This is a genomic window from Chitinophaga hostae (assembly GCF_018224885.1).
Taxonomy (GTDB): domain Bacteria; phylum Bacteroidota; class Bacteroidia; order Chitinophagales; family Chitinophagaceae; genus Chitinophaga; species Chitinophaga hostae.
On sequence record NZ_JAGTXB010000009.1, the window covers coordinates 20,996 to 41,222 of the forward strand.

General features: G+C 46.3%; 19 protein-coding genes. 6 read left to right on the forward strand and 13 right to left on the reverse strand.

Going from position 1 to position 20,227, the window contains the following annotated elements; translation table 11 throughout:
- Positions 1 to 103: 103 nt before the first annotated feature.
- Positions 104 to 1,432, reverse strand: coding sequence for a MutS-related protein (locus KE626_RS18535; protein ID WP_211974430.1), 1,329 nt, complete (start codon positions 1,430 to 1,432; stop codon positions 104 to 106).
- On the opposite strand from KE626_RS18535, the gene KE626_RS18540 reads away from it, so the two are divergent.
- Complete coding sequence (locus tag KE626_RS18540) at positions 1,431 to 1,610, forward strand: hypothetical protein (RefSeq protein ID WP_211974431.1); 180 nt, start codon at positions 1,431 to 1,433, stop codon at positions 1,608 to 1,610. The genes KE626_RS18535 and KE626_RS18540 overlap by 2 nt on opposite strands.
- Here the strand turns inward: KE626_RS18540 and KE626_RS18545 are convergent.
- From KE626_RS18545 to ubiE, 3 genes are all read right to left on the reverse strand, one after another.
- Positions 1,607 to 2,950 carry a dihydroorotase gene (locus tag KE626_RS18545; protein WP_211974432.1) on the reverse strand — a complete coding sequence of 448 codons (1,344 nt, stop codon included), beginning with the start codon at positions 2,948 to 2,950 and terminating at the stop codon, positions 1,607 to 1,609. The genes KE626_RS18540 and KE626_RS18545 overlap by 4 nt on opposite strands.
- A gap of 322 nt (positions 2,951 to 3,272) precedes the next feature.
- Complete coding sequence (porT, locus tag KE626_RS18550; RefSeq protein WP_211974433.1) at positions 3,273 to 3,974, reverse strand: type IX secretion/gliding motility protein PorT/SprT; 702 nt, start codon at positions 3,972 to 3,974, stop codon at positions 3,273 to 3,275.
- A complete protein-coding gene (ubiE, locus tag KE626_RS18555; protein ID WP_211974434.1) occupies positions 3,947 to 4,693 on the reverse strand; it encodes a bifunctional demethylmenaquinone methyltransferase/2-methoxy-6-polyprenyl-1,4-benzoquinol methylase UbiE in 747 nt (248 codons plus the stop codon). The genes porT and ubiE overlap by 28 nt, the downstream gene beginning before the upstream one ends.
- A gap of 76 nt (positions 4,694 to 4,769) precedes the next feature.
- Here ubiE and yihA point away from each other — a divergent pair, with 76 nt between their 5' ends.
- The 5 genes from yihA to KE626_RS18580 all read left to right on the forward strand — a co-directional run bounded on the left by yihA (position 4,770) and on the right by KE626_RS18580 (position 12,079).
- Entirely contained in the window at positions 4,770 to 5,378 is a 609-nt protein-coding gene (gene yihA / locus KE626_RS18560) for a ribosome biogenesis GTP-binding protein YihA/YsxC (protein WP_211974435.1), read from the forward strand.
- Positions 5,379 to 5,474: 96 nt separating this feature from the next.
- Positions 5,475 to 6,065 (forward strand): RNA polymerase sigma-70 factor, encoded by a 591-nt coding sequence (locus KE626_RS18565; protein WP_211974436.1) that lies wholly within the window; start codon positions 5,475 to 5,477, stop codon positions 6,063 to 6,065.
- A 70-nt stretch (positions 6,066 to 6,135) separates the two neighbouring features.
- Complete coding sequence (locus tag KE626_RS18570; RefSeq protein WP_211974437.1) at positions 6,136 to 7,125, forward strand: FecR family protein; 990 nt, start codon at positions 6,136 to 6,138, stop codon at positions 7,123 to 7,125.
- A gap of 19 nt (positions 7,126 to 7,144) precedes the next feature.
- Positions 7,145 to 10,495, forward strand: a complete 3,351-nt coding sequence (locus KE626_RS18575; RefSeq protein WP_211974438.1) for a SusC/RagA family TonB-linked outer membrane protein — start codon at positions 7,145 to 7,147, stop codon at positions 10,493 to 10,495.
- A gap of 24 nt (positions 10,496 to 10,519) precedes the next feature.
- Positions 10,520 to 12,079 carry a SusD/RagB family nutrient-binding outer membrane lipoprotein gene (locus tag KE626_RS18580; RefSeq protein ID WP_211974439.1) on the forward strand — a complete coding sequence of 520 codons (1,560 nt, stop codon included), beginning with the start codon at positions 10,520 to 10,522 and terminating at the stop codon, positions 12,077 to 12,079.
- Positions 12,080 to 12,147: 68 nt separating this feature from the next.
- Here the strand turns inward: KE626_RS18580 and KE626_RS18585 are convergent, their stop codons facing one another.
- The 9 genes from KE626_RS18585 to KE626_RS18625 form a co-directional block, all read right to left on the reverse strand.
- On the reverse strand, positions 12,148 to 12,537 hold the full coding sequence (locus KE626_RS18585; RefSeq protein WP_211974440.1) for a hypothetical protein: 390 nt from the start codon (positions 12,535 to 12,537) through the stop codon (positions 12,148 to 12,150).
- A 12-nt stretch (positions 12,538 to 12,549) separates the two neighbouring features.
- The gene (locus KE626_RS18590) at positions 12,550 to 13,035 is read right to left on the reverse strand and encodes a hypothetical protein (protein WP_211974441.1); all 486 of its coding nucleotides are present in this window, start codon (positions 13,033 to 13,035) and stop codon (positions 12,550 to 12,552) included.
- 151 nt (positions 13,036 to 13,186) lie between these two features.
- Positions 13,187 to 13,660 carry a ribonuclease H-like YkuK family protein gene (locus KE626_RS18595; protein ID WP_168761809.1) on the reverse strand — a complete coding sequence of 158 codons (474 nt, stop codon included), beginning with the start codon at positions 13,658 to 13,660 and terminating at the stop codon, positions 13,187 to 13,189.
- A 207-nt stretch (positions 13,661 to 13,867) separates the two neighbouring features.
- The gene (locus KE626_RS18600) at positions 13,868 to 14,245 is read right to left on the reverse strand and encodes a CoA-binding protein (RefSeq protein ID WP_211974442.1); all 378 of its coding nucleotides are present in this window, start codon (positions 14,243 to 14,245) and stop codon (positions 13,868 to 13,870) included.
- An 18-nt stretch (positions 14,246 to 14,263) separates the two neighbouring features.
- Positions 14,264 to 15,253 carry a TIGR01777 family oxidoreductase gene (locus KE626_RS18605; protein ID WP_249207551.1) on the reverse strand — a complete coding sequence of 330 codons (990 nt, stop codon included), beginning with the start codon at positions 15,251 to 15,253 and terminating at the stop codon, positions 14,264 to 14,266.
- 51 nt (positions 15,254 to 15,304) lie between these two features.
- Entirely contained in the window at positions 15,305 to 15,709 is a 405-nt protein-coding gene (locus tag KE626_RS18610) for a hypothetical protein (protein ID WP_211974443.1), read from the reverse strand.
- A gap of 58 nt (positions 15,710 to 15,767) precedes the next feature.
- A complete protein-coding gene (locus KE626_RS18615) occupies positions 15,768 to 16,274 on the reverse strand; it encodes a GbsR/MarR family transcriptional regulator (protein WP_211974444.1) in 507 nt (168 codons plus the stop codon).
- Between the two features lie 188 nt (positions 16,275 to 16,462).
- Entirely contained in the window at positions 16,463 to 18,127 is a 1,665-nt protein-coding gene (locus KE626_RS18620) for a pyruvate dehydrogenase complex dihydrolipoamide acetyltransferase (RefSeq protein WP_211974445.1), read from the reverse strand.
- A 118-nt stretch (positions 18,128 to 18,245) separates the two neighbouring features.
- Positions 18,246 to 20,222 (reverse strand): DNA polymerase III subunit gamma/tau, encoded by a 1,977-nt coding sequence (locus KE626_RS18625; RefSeq protein WP_211974446.1) that lies wholly within the window; start codon positions 20,220 to 20,222, stop codon positions 18,246 to 18,248.
- Positions 20,223 to 20,227 lie beyond the last annotated feature (5 nt).

The window sequence follows — 20,227 nt, forward strand, 5'->3', positions numbered from 1 at the left end:
AGCAAAAAGCAAAAAGCTATCGGGGCGAATTATCCTGATAGATGGTATTCCACCTTTATTATTCGCCTCAATAGCTTTTTGCTTTCTGCCTTCTGCTTTCCCCTTATCGGATTTGCCTCAGCAAATCCAACACCTTCTCCCTTTTCAGGATCAGGTAGCCGATCTTTTCTTTTGCAATACCATCTTTCAGCAGGTAAGTAAAGTGCAGGTCGTCGTCAATAACGGTCGATTCAAAATATTTGAATTGAATTCGTTGTTCCCCGCTCAGGTCTTCAGCTATTTCATACAGGTGGGTCGACAGTATAAATAAACAGTTAGTGCTTTGTAATAATCCCCTGATAACAGCCAGGGAACAGTTCCTGGCATCCTCCACATTGGTGCCTTTGAACATCTCATCAATCAATACCAGCCAGTTTTTTCCGTTGTTGATCTGCAGGATGGTATTTTTGATGCGTAATACTTCACTGTAGAAATAACTTTCTCCTTTGAAAATATTATCCTGCACCTGGATGTTACTAAAGATGCCATGGAAGAAACTCAGCTCCATTTTTTGTGCCGGTACGCCCATCCCGATGTGCGCCAGGAATACGGCTACGCCTACCGCTTTGATAAAAGTGGTTTTACCCGCCATATTAGCGCCGGTGAGGAACATAAAATGTGATTGTTCATCCAGCTTCACATCGTAGGCTACGGGTTCCGGAAGTATGATGTGGTATAGCTGCTCCGCTTTTATGACCGGCCTGCTGCTACCGGAAAAGCTGGGGAATATAAGGTTGTAATGCTTGATGGCTTTGGCCATGGCGTAGTAGGCGTCCAGTTGCTGGTACAGGGTTACCAGCTCTGTAATTACTTTTGTATGTCTTTTCCTGATATAATTATCATACCGCAAAATTTCTATGTAATTCAGTTTACCATCTTCATCGGCTTTCAGGATATCATAAAAATCTTTTTTGCTGAGCAGCTGCTGCGCCCTGTCCAGCATTACTTTCAGCACCTTGGGGGTGTTGTCCGACTGAAATGCGTTGATGAATGAACGGAATCCCTTTAGGAGGTTTACCAGTTGGGTAAATGAAAATTTAATGAACCCAAAATCCGGTGCATACAATGTTTTATTGATCACTGCCTGTATATATAATCCCAGTCCCTCGGTATTGGAGATGGGTTCAATCTGGGCCTCCATATAGTTTTCCACCACTACCACCGTGCCGTTGGAAATAATGGATGGCCAGTTGCTTTCCCGCTCGAGGATGTATTGTAATGCCTGTTGCCGGTGCTGGATCGATGTAATGTCGGATAATGGATTGCTGAATAACTGGCGCAGGTATTCACGACCACCGGAGGTAGTGGTAAAGTCAAGCCGGTGAAATAAAGAAAATTCTTCGTCGCGGTTAAAAATAGACAGGTCGTAGTAGGATGTTTTGTCCAGTTGCATGCAGCATCTTTTTAGTGAATATACGGTGGAAGATGCAAGGATAGAAAAATTCCATAAGAAAGAAAAGCGGAAGGCTCAACGCCCAAAGCAAAAAGCCATTGAAGCGGATGATAAGCCGGTTATCGCTTATATCATCCGCTTTAATGGCTTTCTGCTTTCTGCCTTCCGCTCCCACTAGCGGCTGAATGCCAGCCGCTGCCCCAGCGTGTTTTCGTTGAACACGCCTTCGCTGTAGGCCAGGTGGCCACTTACAAAAGTATGGGTAACGGCTGCCGGGAAGGTATGGTCCTCAAATGGGCTCCAGCCGCATTTATAATAGATGTTCTCTTTATGTACGTTGGTATTGCCATGGAGATCTACGATTACGCAATCAGCAAAGTAGCCTTCTCTCAAAAATCCTCTTTCCTTTATCTGGAAGCAAACAGCGGGTGCATGGCTCATTTTCTCCACTACTTTCTCTATCGTGATATCTCCTTTGCGGACATATTCCAGCATTAGTAACAGGCTGTGTTGAACCAACGGTACGCCGGACGGAGCCTGCAGGTAGGGCTGTTGTTTTTCTTCCCAGGTATGCGGGGCGTGATCGGTAGCAATAATATCCAGGCGATTGTCCAGGAGTCCCTGCCACAGCGCAGTTCTATTCTCCGCCGCTTTAATGGCGGGGTTACATTTGATCAGGTTGCCATATTGTGCATAATCATCGGCAGTGAAATGCAGGTGATGTACACATACTTCTGCGGTGATACGCTTTTCTTCCAGCGGCAGCATATTGCTGAACAACTGCAGTTCCCTGGCCGTGGAAATATGGAGGATATGCAACCGGGCATTGTGTTTTTGTGCAAACTGTATTGCCACCAGCGATGATTCGAAACAGGCTTCCACATTGCGTATCAGCGGATGGTCGGCTGCTGTGAGCTGGTCGCCTTTTTCACGTTGGAAAGCTTCCATGTTGGCACGGATGATTTTCTCATCTTCGCAATGGGTAGCGATCAGTAGTTCGCTGTTGGAAAAAACAGTTTCCAGGGTAAGGTAGTTATCTACCAGCATATTGCCGGTAGAAGAGCCCATGAATATTTTTACACCGCAAACACTTTCTTTTTTGGCGTTTGTTTTCAGGATCTCCTCCACATTATCGTTGGCCGCTCCCATAAAAAAGGAGTAGTTGGCCAATGAATGATGCCGGGCAATGGTATATTTATCTTCCAGCAGCTCCTGGGTAAGTGCGGCGGGCTTGGTATTGGGCATTTCCATAAAGCTGGTAGTGCCCCCGGCCACGGCAGCGCGTGCTTCCGTATAAATGGTCGCTTTTTGGGTAAGTCCTGGCTCGCGGAAATGCACCTGGTCGTCGATAACGCCTGGCAGCAGGTGTTTTCCCTCTCCGTTGATTTCTGTGTATTGGCCGCTGACAGTGATATTGGGCGCTATTTTTTCAATGCGGCTGTTCCTGATCCATACATCCTGTACCGTGGTGCGCCCTTCGTTTACCACGGCTATATTCCTGATGAGGTAATTTTGCATGGCGCAAAGGTAGAAAAATTAGTGAAGAAGCGGAGGATCGCCTTCGGCGATTGTCTTTGGGCAGGATGAAGATGATTAAGGTGATTTTTCTGATTTTATTTCTTTTTTAGCGAGATGCTTACATCTTTTACAGGAGCTTTATTTAGGCCGGATGATGATGATTTTATTGCCTTTTGTTTTTTTCTAAATTATATAATTCTCTTTTCCAAAATGCTTGTCCCAAAAGGAAACAACCACTATCAAAAAAAGGTAAAATCAGAAAAATCATTTTAATCATCTTCATCCTGCCCAAAGACAATCGCCGAAGGCGATCCCCTCCGCCTTACCCTTCCAGGTGAATGGAAAACACAATCATCCGGGATTGCAGCTTCTCTACCACATTAGAGTAGCGCAGGTTGGGATCCTGTACATGTACATTCCCGAAGCCATTGCTGATCTTAAACTCCGGCGCAAAAATGAAACTTTCAAAGTAGAATTCAAACCCGGCGCCTACTTCATAGCCGTAGTCGCTTTTCCTGATCTTTACCAGGTCGTCGGCCCGGCGCAAACGTGCATTAGAGGCCAGGTCGTAATCGTATTTCAAACCGGCAATGGTATATACACGCATATTGCCGATACGGTCCGATTTAAACTTGATCTGCAGCGGAAAGCTCAATAAAATGGATTCTATCTTCTTTTCTGTATCCTGGGGCTTGGGGTAGGTGTCCCGGTAATACAGGTTTTTAGAGGCAAAAATGAGCTGGGGGTTAAAACGAAGATCGAAATGCTCTGTGAGCCTGGCATTTGCCAGCAATCCCAGGTTGAACCCCATCGTTTTCAGCGGCTCCGCCACCATGATAGAGTCGCTCGCCAGAAAAGCAGGAGCATGTTCGAGCTTGAAATACGACTGGTTTGCAGCCAGCGTAATACCAAAGTAATAGGGTTTTGCATCGTGTTCTATCATATTCATATTGGTCTGGGCCCTCGAAGGAAGGGTGCCGGCCAGTAAAATGAATATCAGCGCGTAGCGCAGTAAATAGAACATATGCCGAATGTAAGCGTTTTGCATGTAACGGCCTGGAAACCTGTGTTAGTTAAAATAGTTCGCATTGCTTCACCCTGCGGAAACGCTTTCACAGATTCTGGCAGATAGCTGTAGGCCGCCTGGCTTTTTGCTATCCATTTCCCGAGCAGCGGTGTAATATAACGAAAATACAGATTATATAATTGTTTAATGGGAAAAACTGTCGGATTCGAAAATTCAAGGATCACCAACTTACCACCTGGTTTCAACACACGACGCATGTCAGAAAGCCCCTTTTCCAGGTGCTCAAAATTCCGCACACCGAAAGCTACCGTTATGGCATCAAACGTCTTGTCCGGAAAACTTATTGTTTCACTATCGCCGCTTTGCAGCGTAATTTTATTACCTAACCCCAGTTTTTCGATCTTTTCCCGTCCATGCGCCAGCATTCCCTCGGAAATGTCAATCCCCACAATTTTATCGGGCCGGAGCCGGCGTTCCGCCATAATTGCAAAGTCCCCGGTGCCAGTAGCCACGTCCAGCATAAGTTTCGGCTGAAGCGACGTTAAATATCCCAATGCCTTTTTACGCCAGATAATGTCGATTCCGAGCGACATAAAGTGGTTGAGAAAGTCATAACGATGAGCAATATCATCAAACATGGTCGCTATCTGCTCCTTCTTGCTTAATTTTGACCCTTCAAAGGGAACGATCTTCTGAATATTTGCATTTCCTGACATAGTCCGCAAAGTTAAAGAAATGTAGTAAGCAAATACGGGGATCCGCCTTTTTTAATGGAACAAAGCAAATATCATCATGGTAATTAAGTCAGCAGAATATCTTATCAGTAGTCCCGGTTGGGAAAAATGTCCCAGCCCGATATGGCCGGAATACGCGTTTATAGGCCGTTCTAACGTCGGTAAGTCTTCTTTGATCAATATATTGGCAAACAATGAAAAGTTAGCCAAAACCTCCGGCACCCCCGGTAAAACACAGATGATCAACCATTTTGCCATCAATAACGCATGGTACCTGGTGGATCTGCCCGGCTATGGCTTCGCCAAAAGAAGCTTGTCGCAGCGCCGCCAATGGCAGCAAATGATCGAAAACTACCTGCGCAAACGCCCGAACCTGGTCAGCGTATTTGTATTGATCGACAGCCGCCACCAGCCTCAGAAAATAGACCTGGACTTCGTAAACCAGCTCGGTGAATGGAATATTCCTTTCAGCCTAGTATTTACCAAGGCCGATAAAAGCACCCAGGCAGAAGTAAGCCGCAACGTAAAGGCATTCCTGAACAAAATGAAGGAAACATGGCAGTTTCTCCCGGCCAACTTCGTTACCTCTACTGTAAAGAAATCAGGCAGAGATGCTATACTCACCTATATCGATGAACTAAATGCACAATTCAGGGCCATCGCCTGACGATAGCCACCTATCCTCCGCTCTCTCTCTGATATTTTTTTATATTTGGTGCTTGTTGTTAAATGATGGCATTTTTTTACCCAAATACTTGTTGGCATGCAGGATGCAACAGATGAAATACTGTGTAAAAGGATAATGGAGAGAGATGAGACGGCCTTCCGCGAATTGTATGAAAAATACCGGGATCCCATATACGGCTATACACTTAAGCTTTGCGGCCTGCCCGATGTGGCATCCGATGCAGTACAGGAAGTATTTATGAAGATATGGCTGAAACGGGAACACCTGAATCCCGCATTGTCGCTCAAAGCCTACCTCTTTACCAGCACCCGCCATTACGTATTCGATTACCTGAAAAAGGCAGTACACGATAAAAATTTCCGCGAACATTTTCTGCAACTGTACACAGAAGATACCGGTGCTATGGAGGATATCCTCTACACCCGCCAGCTGGAGACTATCAAAATGACTGCTATCGCCCAACTGCCCGCCCAACGGCAACGGATTTTCAGGATGAGTAAAATGCAGGGACTTTCCAACCAGGAAATCGCCGACCACCTGGGTATTTCCGTTAATACCGTCAGAGACCAGCTGGTAAAGGCTTCCCGCTTTGTACGGCATTACCTTTGCCACCACGCTGATATCACCGTAGTGATGGCCGTTTTTTGTCACATCTGCCATCAATAAAAAAATATTTTTCCCCCCGATCGTCTTTTAGATCATCCCGATCGTATTACTATCATGTCAACGAGGAACAATGGAAGAAAATAAGGACCGGATCAAAGCCCTTTTTATCAAACAGGCGCAAGGCAAAGCCACAGCAGAAGAGCAGGAACAGCTCCTCGCCTGGCTGCTAAATGAGCCTGCACCGGATGCTTTGCCCGAAGTGGAAGATGTATGGATACCCGGAACTGGTTCCGTAATGCCTGCTCCGGATGCCGCAGCAGTATGGAACACTATTATGGAGGCGTCCCCGGAAGCTATCGTTATCCCGTGGTGGAAAAAGTCCGGATTTAGAGTGGCTGCCGCCCTGATCCCGTTAATTGGCCTGGCTTCCCTCGCTGTATTTTACTATAGAGAGAAGAACGACCGCCGCGTTTTTGTCAACAATACAAAACAGGTACAAACCATTCAGCTGGAAGATGGTACGGTCATCCGGCTCAATCAGCACAGCCGCCTGTCCCTGAACAAGTCTTTCACGGCCGGCAACCGCCGTGAAGTATGGCTCAGCGGAGAAGCTTTTTTTACGGTACACCATCAGGCCACGAAACCCTTTATAGTACACGCTGCCAACCTGGTAGATGTTAATGTACTGGGCACCGCCTTCAACGTCAATACCGCTAATGGCACCGCCGCAGTAGTACTGAATGAAGGCAGCGTAAAAGTAAATGCAGGCACCCCAGCACAACCGGTATCACTGCTGCTGAAACCAGGGGAAAAAGCCAGCTTTGACGCCAAAACACAGGTGCTGTCGCGACAAAAAGTAGACACACTTTTCCAGACCTCCTGGAAATATAACCTGCTGGCATTTAAAAGCGAACCGTTGAAAATAGTGATGCAAAAACTGGCAGAACAATATGATTATAAAGTAGCATTCGAAGAAAAAGACATGGAGCAGTTGCTTTTTACCGGATATCTTCCGACCAACAATCTCCAACAGGCGATCCTTACAATAGAACAGTCGTTTAACTTGAAATTCATTTTACAGCACAACATTATTCACGTGAACAACAAAAAAATCCTTTAGACACAGCCAAAATTTAGTTATGAAAAAAATTAAATCAATCAGCTTCCGGCTGATAATGGTTACCGCTTTGCTATGCTGTTTGCAATGGTCCAAAGCACAAACAGCAAAAGGCGCCGCCCGCGAAAATCATACCGCGGCAGTACCGCTTATTACCGTCATCAACCAACTGGAAGCCCGGTTCGATGTCCGGTTTAGCTACAATACCAACCTGCTGAAGGGAAAAAATATTGTACTGCAAAGCACCAACGTATTTGAAGCAGACAACATCGAAAGTAACCTGAATAAATACATTGCACCACTCGGTCTCATCTGCAAAAAAATAGATGGTAAACTATACGTGGTAAAAACAACCGAAACCAACCCCGCCCAAACAAAACTCACCGTAGATGAGGTGGTGGCACAAAAACAAACCGTTAAAGGTGCAGTAAAGGACTCTCTCGGAAATGCCTTACCAGGCGTGATTGTACAGGTAAAGGGTACTTCCAGGGCCACCGTAACCAACACAAACGGTGAGTTCTCCCTTGACAATGTAAACGATGGCGATGTACTGCTTTTTAACCTGCTGGGCTATACGCCAAAAGAATATATCGTAAATGGAAATCAACCCATCAGCATAGTACTGAATGATCAGGCTATTAACATCGACCAGGTAGTGGTAACCGCTCTCGGTATCAAACGCGCAGAGAAAGCCCTGGGATATGCCGTACAAAAGGTAAAAGGCGAGGCGGTACAAACGGTAAAAGGGGTAGATATGGCCACTTCCCTCACCGGCCAGGTATCAGGACTGGTAGTAAAAAATTCTACCGAGTTTTTCGCCAAACCTACTATTGAGCTCAGAGGCGAGGAAGCATTGCTGGTAATAGATGGGGTACCCTATGCCAACATGACCCTGCGCGATGTTCCCGCAGATGATATCGAAAGCCTCGATGTGCTCAAAGGCCCTACCGCTTCTGCATTATACGGCTCCCGGGCAGCCGGTGGCGTACTCCTGATCACCACCAAAAAAGGATCAGGCACCGGCCTCGCTGTTAACATCAACAGCAACACCATGCTGCAAAGCGGTTTCCTGGCCATCCCTAAAACACAATCGTCTTACGGCCGCGGACAATACGGCGAAATAGACAACGACTATGTATGGGGACCAAAACTGGATGTGGGAAATACCGCGAGAGACTGGAATCCGCAAACAAAACAGTTTGAAGATAACCGCCCGTTGAACTCAGTAGGGAAAAATAACCTGAAAAATTTCATGGAGCTGGGCCTCATCACCAACAACAATATCAACGTATCCCAAAGCGGAAAATATGGAAGCTTCCGCGCATCCATGAACCATATTTGCAACAAAGGGCAATTCCCCAATGCTAAAATGAATATGTACAATTTTACCCTCGGCGGTGAATTGAAAGCAACAGAGAAATTTACCCTCGAAGGTCACATGGGCGTAAGTAAAAGAATAGCGCCGCAAACATGGGGTACCGGCTACGGTAACCAGGGCTATATCTATCAGCTCACCATGTGGACAGGCCCTGAGTATGATATCCGCCAGTATCGCGACTACTGGAAAGTACCAAACAAAACACAAAACTGGATGTATACCAACTGGTACGATAATCCTTACCTGATTGCCAACGAAAAACTATATGGCATACAACAGAATACCACCAATGCAAGTTTAACGGCTAACTATAAATTTAATTCCGACCTCACCCTCCTGGTACGCCTGGGTTATGACGTGTACAGCAATAAATCAACACAAACTAATCCTATGGCCAATATTTACTCTACCAGGGGTGGCTGGAACGCAAAAGGATTATACAGCATTAACAGCTCCTGGGGCTGGAGCACCAACAACGACGCGATCCTGAGTTACACCAAAAAAGCAGGCAACTGGAATTTTGACGCCATGGCAGGTGGCACCATCTACTATTATCAGAAAGAAGGACTGCTCGCCTCTACTAAAAACGGATTGGTATCGCCTACTTATTTTTCCTTGAATGGCTCTGTAGAAGCACCGACTTTTAATCCTTCCTATATCAGTAACCAGGTAAACAGCTTGTACGGAAGACTGGCAGTGAGCTGGAAGAATACGGTTTTTGTGGATGCAACAGGCCGTAACGACTGGAACTCTGCGCAACCTAAAGCTAACAGGGCTTACTTTTATCCTTCTGTTGGATCAAGTGTGGTATTATCCGAGTTATTCAAAATGCCCGCATTTACCGATATGTGGAAGATCCGTGGCTCCTGGGCTACTTTTAAAACACCGGCAGATCCATATGATATCAACCGTCTCTATAGCACCAGTACCGGTGTATGGAATGGCGCAAACTCGGCCAGGTATCCCAATCGCCTGCTGGGCGCCAATATCCTGCCCAGCTCACAACGTACCTGGGAAATTGGTACTGCCGCCTACCTGTTTAAAAAACGCCTGAATGTAGACGTTGCCTATTTTAATAAATATTATTATAACCAACAGGACCTTGTGCCTATCTCCGGCGCCAGCGGGTTTGATTCCACACTGGTAAACACCGGGGAAACCTATGTGAGAAAAGGCGTGGAAATTACCATCGGCGGCACCGTCATCAAAAAGAAAAATTTCCAATGGGTATCTACCATCAACTGGTCTAATCAACACCGCTATTATGTAAACCTCGATTCTGTCTATTCTGCCAAAAAGCCCTGGGTGAAAACAAAGGAAAGGCTCGATGCCATGACAGATTACTACTGGTTAAGAGATCCCAATGGTAACATCATTCATAACAATGGTATCCCGGTAGAAAGTGACTATGAAAAACTGTATGGTTATACAGATCCTGCTTTCAGTTTCGGTTTTATCAATACGTTCTACATCGGCAACTTTACGGTAGGACTCAATATAGACGGTCGTATCGGCGGATGGATGTACAATTATATCTATGATAAGATGTGGGATTCAGGTACTAACCCTGAGTCAGATAACGAGTTCCGTTATGATGAAGTGGTAAATGGGGGAACTAACTATGTGGGTAAAGGCGTAAAGGTAACTTCAGGCAGCGTCGCCTATGATAACTTTGGTAAGATCGTAAGTGATAACCGTCAATATGCAGCCAACGATACCAAAGTTTCTTACCAGGACTATGCACAGAATTTCAGAGGCGGTGATCGCGGTATTCAGAAAAAATCTTTTGTGAAAGTCCGTGAACTCTCTGTAGGGTATCGTTTCCCGGCGAATACACTGGCACGTACCGGCATCAAAAATGCATCTGTTTCCGTTACCGCACAGAACCTGTTCCTCTTTACAAAATTCAAATTTTCAGATCCCGATGTGGACGACGAAAACCTGAACTCTCCGTCACAGCGGATGATAGGGGTTAATTTTAAAGTAGGGTTCTAGTCTTTCATCCTCAAAGCAAATCAAATGAAAAATAATTCACTGAAGTATATATTGGCAATACCGTTCGCGGTAACTATGATGGCGGGATGTTCCAAATTTGATAAGATCAATTCCAATCCTAATCAAACCGCACAGGTAGGTTCAGATCTGCTGGCCACCAACATGATCCTGAATGTTACCCGTACCAGTATCAGCACTACAAAAGGGTTTATGCAGCCATACCTGCTGGGTAAATACCTTACCTGGGGAGAAGGACAGGAGAATTTACAGTATAATAAATTCGGGAGAAGTAATTTCGACAGGCTGTTACAGCTGCGGAACATTCCCCCGATGATCAACTATGCGCTGGACGAAGAGTTGAGAAAATCATACAGCGCACTGGGGCATTTTATCAGGGCCTGGCAGTTTTTCCAGACCACAATGCAGGTAGGTGATATCCCTTATTCCCAGGCAGGAAAAGGGGAGGCCAATGATATCATTCAACCGGCATATGATACGCAGAAAGAGGTGTTCCTTGGCATCTTGAATGAACTCGACAGCGCCAATATTTTATTCGCAGGCGGTAAAGACTTTACCGGCGATCCTGTCTATGGCGGTAAAATAGATAATTGGCAACGTCTTACCAACAGCTTTGAATTGCATGTGTTGATGAATCTTTACCGGAAAACGGGTGATGCCGATCTGAAGGTCATTACTCGCTTTAAAGATATAGTTGCCAACAGGCCATTGATGCGTTCCTATACAGATAATTTTGCGCTCACTTATACTCCGGCAGCCGGACAAAATTATCCCTGGTCAGATGTTCCCGCCGGTTCCGGTAATTCATTTGTAAAATCGAATTATACCATGCTTTCCGCAACGCTGATAAATCCGCTGAAAGCGTTACAGGACCGCCGCCTTTTCTATTATGCAAAACCATCTCCCGTAAAAATTGCTGCCGGTAAACTGGCCAACGATTGGGATGCATATGTAGGAGCAGAACCCTCCAATGCATTTTCCGCGCTGCAAACGATGCGGGTATCCAAAGATTATTCAGATCTGAACAACCGCTATGTAAACCTTGTAAATGCAGAACCGGTAAGCGTATTCAGCTACGCTGAATTGCAATTCGTGTTGGCGGAAGCTACTATCCGTGGATGGATTGCTGCTACGCCGGCGCAAATTTATTACGCAAATGGGATTACCAACGCCATGAAGTTTACCGCAGCGTACACACCTGATCAGGCCGACTTTCATCACAACATGAAAATGGATGACACCTACATTCAGGGCTATGTTACGTCCGTAGCGCTTACCGGCAATATGGAAAATCAGCTGTCGCAGATCATATTACAAAAGTACCTGGCAGGTTTCCTGCAAGGCTGCAACTACAATGCATGGTATGAGCACCGGCGCACCGGTTATCCTGCATTTGTGCTCAATTCATCTACCAATCTTAATACACCGGGTACACAGTTTCCGGTGAGATGGCTGTATCCCGCCAATGAATTGAGTTACAACAATGCCAATATGGATAAAGCATTGCAACGCCAGTTTGGAGGAAGTGATAATGTGAACAGTGTGATGTGGTTATTAAAAGACTAACGGGTTATCATATAAAAGCACATGGCCGGCATTTATAAATGCCGGCCATGTGCTTTTATATAGTAAGGCTAATATACTCTTGCGTAAACTGCGCCATTGGCATCTATAATTTCTGCAGGCATCATTGTGAGCAGGTTGTTTTTTATTTCAATGTAATTTTTAAACTGACTGCCTGTTTCAAGCAACCACATCTTCCCATCCGGTGTATCTGTTTGTTTGAGTGTATATGACGCCGAAAGTTGTTCTGCATCATTTACAAACAACCGGTAGGTGCCATGATGGAAGATGATTTCCTGTTTATTGGTAACGGGGCTGCCTTGGCCGCTGATGCCACCGGTAATCTTTACCAGTACCCATTTTCCTTCAATTTGAACAAGAGGGCTGTTATCCTCTTTTTTCCGGCAACCGGAAAAAATGATCAATAATAAAAGTGTGATAATCCGGTAATTAATTTTCATATCAGGGAATTTTTAATCGCCCAATAACTTACAATTGGCGATGGTTTGATTTATTTTCTTCTGAAAATCATCCATATAAGGTACGTGAATGCCGTAGTCTATCGAAATGTTGGTGGTATCCGCCGGTGCTTTTTGTATGCTGGTAAATGTCTGAAATGCATTGTCGGCAGTGCCAAGCTGGCTATAACTGGCTATCTGAGAATCTGCTTTGATACTGGCTATGGGGAAGCTGCTGAGGTATTGTTTCAGGCTGTCGTGAATATTATCTGCAAGCCTGGTGCTGGTGCTTCCTTGTGCGGTAATGGTAATTTCGTAGCTGGCCTCCGGTGTGATCTGCAGTTTTTTCGTGTTTGCGCGTGGCATACTACCGCCGCCAAAACTGATAAAAAGGGCGTTCGCTTCAGGCGTAATAACAGGAACCTCATTTTTATGGTTACAGGCAACGATGCTGATAGATGCAGATAGCAAAACTGCTAACAGTGATTGGGCCGGCGTCATACTAAGGGTTGTTTGTATATTAAGCGTTGGGAGCGGGGAGAAAGTTACAATGGCGATTGATATTTAGGTAGCTTGATAAGGGGAGAAAAAGCCACCTGACGTGGTATCACGTCAGAAAAATATTTGAGAGAGGTACAAAAAACGGGGCGCCTTAATTCACGATCTTATTAGCGCAGCTGCTACTGGCAAAGGCTTCCGGTTTGGCTTTAAAAGCAAAGCCCATACCCAGGATATATCCCATTGCTTCGCGCAGCGCCAGGTTACTTTTGAACTGAGGATTGGTATTGATATCAGCGTGTACTTCCATGTCTACATCATATTCTGTAAACAGGTCGCACAGCTCATAGGCAATCTCAATACTCTTTGCTACTTCTACCAGCATACGTTCCTTGATAGAATAGCGATCTTTGGTTTTTTCGTTGTGGATAAACATAAATCCGCCGTGGCCTTCCCGGAGGAAAACAATCACCGTCGCAAATTCTGTATCCAGTCCTTTTACCTGGGAATCGGTGCCAATGCATACTTTCAAACGAAACCCCCTGGCGGTTTCGCGAACAATGGCCTGCCGTACTTCTTCCTTGACCGGAAGGTGGATGACCTCTCCATTAAATCTTCTCCATTGCATAAAATGTATAGTTAAAGGGTGAACATGCAAATCTGGGTTATGCTATAATGCCTGCCTGTTGAAGTAATACCATGCGTTTATTGGGTCAACAATATGGGATGCATTTCATTGGGGGATAACAGCAATATATACGAATATACGAAAAAGCTGCTAGCAAACACTAACAGCTTCATGTTAAAAAAATAAGAAGATATACGGGAGATGTGGCTAAAACTGGCCAGTACTCAGCAACACCAGTGTACAGGCTTCCACCGGTTGTATATGATGTTGCCTGGCAAGAGACGACAGTTCCTCGTTTTCCGCGCCCGGATTAAAGATGATGCGGCGCGGCTGCAACTGCAGGATATAGTCGTAATACTCCTTCTGCGCTACAGGGTTCAGATACATGGTAACGGTATCTACATTTTCAAGTGCCGGGTGTTCTGTAATAACTGGTGTATCGCCAATAACGGCCGCGCGTTTTCCAATAGCCACTACCGGATGTCCTTTAGCGGTAAGTCTGCCAACGGCCATGTTGCTGTATCTTTCCGGGTTGGGCGATGCGCCCAGTACCACTGTAAGTTTTTTATCGTTGTTGGTTTCCATACCACTAATTTACGGAATTCAGCACAAGTGATAAGCGCTCCGGGGCACGTGCGTTAGTATATCATCGAAGGCATCTTTCAACTGTGGAAATGCAAACGTAAAACCTGCCCGCAGTACCCTGGAAGGTAGTACCCACCTGCTTTTCAGCAGTAGCTCCGTTTCGGTACCGATCATGGCTGCACCGATTTTTAAAAGCGGCGCCGGTGCCGGCAGGCCAAACAGGTGACCGGCAGCCTTCCTCAAAGTACGCATAAACACTTCATTGGTAACAGGATGAGGCGCAGTACAGTTATAAACTCCCTGTTGCGCATTATTTTCGTATAGCCACGCCACCATCCGGCACACATCTGTAATATGTATCCAGGTATACATCTGCCTGCCATTACCCTGCCGGCCTCCCAGGCCCAACTTTAACAGGTGCAGGTAGGGCTGCATAACACCACCTGGCTGCCAGCCTAAAGTAACGCCTATACGCAGTACGATTTTTCGTGTATGCGGTAAGGTAATATCGTTAAATGTCTGCTCCCATAATTTACATACCTGCACAGAGAAATCATCGGCTATTTCCCCGTTAAACTCGTCCTGGGGGCGATCTTCCGCATGCCGGTATATGGTAGCGCTGCCGGCGTTGATCCACACCTTTGGCGGAACTTTTAACGTGCCTATCGCTGCTCCCAAAACCCGGGTGGCATTTACCCTGCTGCTCATGATGGCTGCCTTATTTTGAGGCGTATAACGGCAGTTCACACTTTTACCGGTAAGGTTAATCAACAGATCCGCATTTTCCAGTGCGGCAACCCAGTCACCCGGGTGTTCGCCATCCCATTTCACATAACTGGTACGCCCGGAGGCCGCCTGCGGACGACGGGTGAGTATTACGATATCGTTTTTATCACCAAAATGCGCGACCAGGCTTTTACCGATAAAACCGGTACCGGCGGCAATAACGATACGTTTATTTTCCAGGTTCATGTCAATACGCCATGAAGCTCTTTCTTCTTTTTCCATGTTTCAGAATATTCAGTAAATAATGAAATGTAAAGGCAAAAAAACGATTGCTTACCGCAACAGCATAAACATTCTTCTCGTGCTAAAAAAGGCAATACTGAGCATCAGCGCGGGCAGCAGGGTTAACATACCGCCAAAGAAAAGATAGGCGAGGATGTCTGCCAGTACATCAGGAAATACAACCCACCGGGTGGCAACAAGTGTTACGCCGATAAACAGGCAATAACCCAATAACATTAGCTGCAGGTAATAGAACCATTTGTGCAACAGCAATTTCCGTCTTTCTGCCACGTGTATTAAACTGCTGGCTAATTGCCAGCCCAATAACACATAAATACTGTAAAGGATAGATGAATCGTGCCCGCTGCCGGAGAGATAGACAACCAGCATCCCGGTGATAATACCAATAGCAAGCACGCTTTGGATAATCCCATCTGCAATGATAAATCTTTTCATTTTTATTTTTGTTAGTTCGGAATTTTCAGAAAAAAATGAAATATCGGGACAAAAAAAATTATTTGATCAGCTTCAGCAGGCTGCTATAAAACCAGTTTTCTTCTGATTTAATAAAGGCGCTGATGGTTTTATCCGTTTGCTGGGCAAACTTGGTGATATTGGAAATAGAGTCCTTGAAGGCTTTCATTTCTTTATCTTTAGGATCGCCTTCTGCCTGTTGTAACTGCTGCAGTACTTTCATGATCGGATCCAGTTCACGTTTCTTTCTTTCACGGGCAATATAGGTGGCCACTTTCCAGATGTCTTTTTCTGCCACAAAAAACTCTTTTCTTTCGCCGGGGATCAGGATACGCTCTACCAGGCCCCAGTTGATTAGTTCCCGTACATTCATGTTGGTATTACCGCGGGAAATATTCAGCTCCTCCATGATATCATCTGCACTCAACGGATCGGGCATCACCAGCAGCAATGCATGAATCTGAGCCATTGTACGGTTAATACCCCACTGGGCGCCTAAAGATCCCCAGGTTTGGATAAACTGTGCTTTTGCTTCCACTAAGTTCATGTAGGTTGTAATTTATATAGCGTTTGAACGATTTATATGGCCAAATGTATACCAAGTTTTTGAACTTTCAAAAGCTAATGAAACATTTTTACGCCTGAATGACGGGTGGAGCGCGGTAAGCTTTATTTTTTACACAAAAAAAAAGGCGGAGCATACACTCCGCCTTTCGTATAGCTATTATAGTCAGTTTATACCAGCATGGTAACCGGGTTTTCCAGGAACCCTTTAAGGGTAGCCAGGAAACGTGCGCCTACAGCTCCGTCTACGCTTCTGTGGTCGCAGCTGAGGGTCAATTTCATGATATTGGCAATTTTAACCTGTCCTTTTTCCACTACTGCAGTTTCCCTGATATTACCTACGGCCAGGATGGCTGAATCCGGCGGGTTGATGATAGCAGTGAATTCGTCGATACCCAGCATACCGAGGTTGGAGATGCTGAAGGTATTACCGCTGAATTCCTGTGGCTGCAGTTTTTTGTTCTTGGCTTTGTCGTACAGGCCTTTTGCATCACTGGCGATCTGGCTCAGTGTTTTCTGATCAGCAAAGCGGATCACCGGTACAATCAATCCATCTTCAATGGCTACCGCAGAACCGATGTGTACATGCTGGTTCTGACGGATAAAGTCGCCCATCCAGCTGCTGTTTACATCAGGATGCAGACGCAGTGCCATAGCAGAAGCCTTGATCACCATGTCGTTGAAGGAAATCTTTACAGGGGAAATTTCGTTGATGGATTTACGTGCTTCCATGGCCTTATCCATGTTCACATCTATTTTCAGGTAGAAGTGAGGAGCCGTAAATTTGCTTTCGCTGAGGCGTCTGGCAATAACCTGGCGCATTTTGGTCAGCGGAATATCGGTAAAGCCTTCCTGGCCGGCCGGTACAAAAGCAGGAGCAGCAGGTGCTGCAGTGCTTGCGCCCGCAGCTGGTGCAGCTGCTTTGGCAGCAGGAACAAAGCTATCTACGTCTTTCTTGATAATACGGCCGCCGTCACCGGAACCAGCCACCTGGCTGATGTCGATGCCTTTTTCTTCCGCCACTTTCTTAGCCAGTGGAGAAGCCTTTATACGACCATCTGCGTTACCGGCAGCAGTTGCAGCGGCAGTAGCCGGAGCTGTGGCAGGGGTAGCAGCAGGTGCAGTACCATTCTGCGAAGGAGCAGCGGCGGCCTGTGGAGCAGGAGCAGCGCCTTCAGCAGCCAGTATCGCATCTACGCTGGTGCCAGCCTTACCAACGATGGCAATGATACCATTTACTTTGGCAGCATCCCCTTCTTTCACACCTATATATAATAAGGTACCGTCGGCATAACCCATTACTTCCATGGTCGCTTTATCCGTTTCCACTTCAGCCAGTACATCATCGTTCTTTACAACATCGCCTACTTTCTTATTCCAGGCAACGATTTTACCTTCTGTCATAGTATCGCTCAGGAGCGGCATACGGATAACAGTAGCATTTTTCAGCGCTTCTTTTAATGCAGCATCATCAGCCGGTGCAGCAGTTGCAGCAGGAGCGGCCTGTGGAGCAGGAGCTGGTGCCGGTGCAGCCGCCGCTGGAGCAGGAGCAGCAGTAGCCTCTTTTTTATCTTCCAGCAAAGAAGTATAATCTTCTCCCGGTTTACCTACAATGGCAATAATTCCGTTAACCTTAGCTGCTTTTCCCTTTTCCACACCAATATACAGGAGGGTTCCTTCTACGTAACCCATCACTTCCATGGTCGCCTTATCCGTTTCCACTTCAGCTATTACATCGTCTGCCTTTACTGTATCGCCCACCTTTTTATGCCATTCCGCAATCACCCCTTCCGTCATCGTATCACTCAAAAGGGGCATTCTGATAACTTCTGCCATAGTGTTTTATTCAAAATTTTGTTCAAACCTACATGTTTTTGCGCAAAAACGCAAAGAAGGAATTGTAAACTGTTTAAAAATGTCTATCTATCGTTAATATTTAATTACAGACGCCGGATTAGAAATCCAGCTCCATATTAAGTCTGTCTTTCAGCTCTTTTACCAACGGATATTTTTCGGACATCTGCTGGAATTGTTCCCTGCTGGATAAAGGCGCAGGGCCGATATCCTGTACCTGCTGACTTTCGTCCAGCTGCAGGGTAAGTACAATGGTGGGGTTGTTAAATTTCTTCTTGAGGAATTCTGCAATCACCAGTTTCTCTTCTTCCATAAACCGGAATTGCACAATATTCCGGCTTACAATCCCAACTTCCGTAGCCCCGAGCAGCTTTAGCTGCGCCAGCTGTAAGTTACTAACCACGGTCATTTTGTTGGCCTGCCGGTACAGATCAATAAATTCTTCCCAGTACACATGGATTGCTCCCATGGTGATGGCAATGATCTGTGCTGGGGCAGTCCCCTGCTGTTTAGCTGCCATGGCTTCTTTCATGGCAGCCAGGCCGGTCAGTTTGCTGGCTGGTGCAGTAGCGGAGGGAGTACCGCTGTTAGCAGCCCCGGGAGCCGTTGACGTTGCCGCCGGCATGTTATGCTGAACAGGAGCAGCTGTGGCAGTTTGTACAGGAGCCGTTTGTACTGGCGGTGTTACCACTGCAGGAGCAGCGGGTGTTGCTACCGGGTAGCCGGGAGGAGCCTGCACAGGCGCAGTTACCGGTGGGGCCGGAATACTTTGCACTGGCGGGTTGCCAGCCCCGGTATCGACCGTTAAACGGGCAGCCGGCGCCGTTGTTTGAATATTTTCTGTGGTGGCAGGCTTATCTGTGATGGTTTTGGCCGTTACCGGCTGGGCAGCAGGTGCACGCAGCTTTTGTGGTACGGATCCATCAGGGACTAATTTTTTTTTTGACACCTCTCCGGTGCTGTCGTCACTTACCAGTGTTACCGCCTGTTGGAGGTAGCATAACTTTATGAGCGCCATTTCCACATGTAAACGCTTATTACGCGCCATGCGGTAATTGATCTCGGTTTCGTTGAGCAGGTGGAGGGCGGTGATCAGGTAAGCAGGGCTCACCTGGCCGGACAACTGCCGGTACCGCTCTTTCAGGTTACCCGACACTTCAACCAGGTGAAGCGCTTTCTCTTCCTTGCACAGTAGCAGGTTGCGTAAAAATTCCGCCCAGCCGTTCAGGAAGTTGTCCCCTTCAAACCCTTTTTGCAAAATTTCATCAAATAAAAGCAGGGCATTGGCAATGTCCTGTTGCAATACGCAGCCCATTACCCTGAAAAAATAATCGTAGTCCAGGATATTGAGGTGCTCCAGGGTATTCTGGTAGGTAAGATGACCGCTGGTAAAGCTGACAATTTTATCGAGCGTACTCAGGGAATCACGCATACAGCCATCCGTTTTCTGCGCTACCAGGTGCAGAGCGTCAGGTTCCGCCTCAATATGCTCTTTGGTACATATTTCCTGCAGATGGTCCACCGTATCCTGTATGGTAATACGTTTGAAATCGAATATCTGGCAACGGCTCAGGATCGTCGGCAGTATTTTATGCTTCTCCGTGGTAGCCAGGATGAAGATCGCGTATGATGGCGGTTCTTCCAGGGTTTTCAGGAAAGCATTGAAAGCCGAGGAACTGAGCATGTGTACCTCATCTATAATATAGATCTTGTATTTCCCTGCCTGTGGCGCAAACCGCACCTGCTCTACCAGGGTACGGATATCGTCCACCGAGTTGTTGGAGGCGGCATCCAGTTCATGAATGTTGAAAGAACTGCCTTCATTAAAGGATTTACAGGAATGACATTCATTACAGGCTTCCCCATCCGGCTGCAGGTTTTCGCAGTTAATGGTTTTAGCCAGGATACGCGCACAGGTGGTTTTTCCTACTCCGCGAGGTCCGCAAAACAGGAAGGCATGTGCCAGCTGGTTGTTGCGGATGGCATTTTTGAGAGTGGTGGTAATATGTGCTTGTCCTACAACCGTTGAAAAATTCTGTGGACGGTATTTACGGGCTGAAACGATAAAATTCTCCATATGAC

What these genes read in the sequence shown, in the direction of transcription:
- KE626_RS18540 (WP_211974431.1), top strand. Translation starts at nt 1,431, where the DNA reads ATGCAGCATCTTTTTAGTGAATATACGGTGGAAGATGCAAGGATAGAA.
- KE626_RS18535 (WP_211974430.1), bottom strand. Translation starts at nt 1,432, where the DNA reads ATGCAACTGGACAAAACATCCTACTACGACCTGTCTATTTTTAACCGC.
- KE626_RS18545 (WP_211974432.1), bottom strand. Translation starts at nt 2,950, where the DNA reads ATGCAAAATTACCTCATCAGGAATATAGCCGTGGTAAACGAAGGGCGC.
- porT (WP_211974433.1), bottom strand. Translation starts at nt 3,974, where the DNA reads ATGTTCTATTTACTGCGCTACGCGCTGATATTCATTTTACTGGCCGGC.
- ubiE (WP_211974434.1), bottom strand. Translation starts at nt 4,693, where the DNA reads ATGTCAGGAAATGCAAATATTCAGAAGATCGTTCCCTTTGAAGGGTCA.
- yihA (WP_211974435.1), top strand. Translation starts at nt 4,770, where the DNA reads ATGGTAATTAAGTCAGCAGAATATCTTATCAGTAGTCCCGGTTGGGAA.
- KE626_RS18565 (WP_211974436.1), top strand. Translation starts at nt 5,475, where the DNA reads ATGCAGGATGCAACAGATGAAATACTGTGTAAAAGGATAATGGAGAGA.
- KE626_RS18570 (WP_211974437.1), top strand. Translation starts at nt 6,136, where the DNA reads ATGGAAGAAAATAAGGACCGGATCAAAGCCCTTTTTATCAAACAGGCG.
- KE626_RS18575 (WP_211974438.1), top strand. Translation starts at nt 7,145, where the DNA reads ATGAAAAAAATTAAATCAATCAGCTTCCGGCTGATAATGGTTACCGCT.
- KE626_RS18580 (WP_211974439.1), top strand. Translation starts at nt 10,520, where the DNA reads ATGAAAAATAATTCACTGAAGTATATATTGGCAATACCGTTCGCGGTA.
- KE626_RS18585 (WP_211974440.1), bottom strand. Translation starts at nt 12,537, where the DNA reads ATGAAAATTAATTACCGGATTATCACACTTTTATTATTGATCATTTTT.
- KE626_RS18590 (WP_211974441.1), bottom strand. Translation starts at nt 13,035, where the DNA reads ATGACGCCGGCCCAATCACTGTTAGCAGTTTTGCTATCTGCATCTATC.
- KE626_RS18595 (WP_168761809.1), bottom strand. Translation starts at nt 13,660, where the DNA reads ATGCAATGGAGAAGATTTAATGGAGAGGTCATCCACCTTCCGGTCAAG.
- KE626_RS18600 (WP_211974442.1), bottom strand. Translation starts at nt 14,245, where the DNA reads ATGGAAACCAACAACGATAAAAAACTTACAGTGGTACTGGGCGCATCG.
- KE626_RS18605 (WP_249207551.1), bottom strand. Translation starts at nt 15,253, where the DNA reads ATGGAAAAAGAAGAAAGAGCTTCATGGCGTATTGACATGAACCTGGAA.
- KE626_RS18610 (WP_211974443.1), bottom strand. Translation starts at nt 15,709, where the DNA reads ATGAAAAGATTTATCATTGCAGATGGGATTATCCAAAGCGTGCTTGCT.
- KE626_RS18615 (WP_211974444.1), bottom strand. Translation starts at nt 16,274, where the DNA reads ATGAACTTAGTGGAAGCAAAAGCACAGTTTATCCAAACCTGGGGATCT.
- KE626_RS18620 (WP_211974445.1), bottom strand. Translation starts at nt 18,127, where the DNA reads ATGGCAGAAGTTATCAGAATGCCCCTTTTGAGTGATACGATGACGGAA.
- KE626_RS18625 (WP_211974446.1), bottom strand. Translation starts at nt 20,222, where the DNA reads ATGGAGAATTTTATCGTTTCAGCCCGTAAATACCGTCCACAGAATTTT.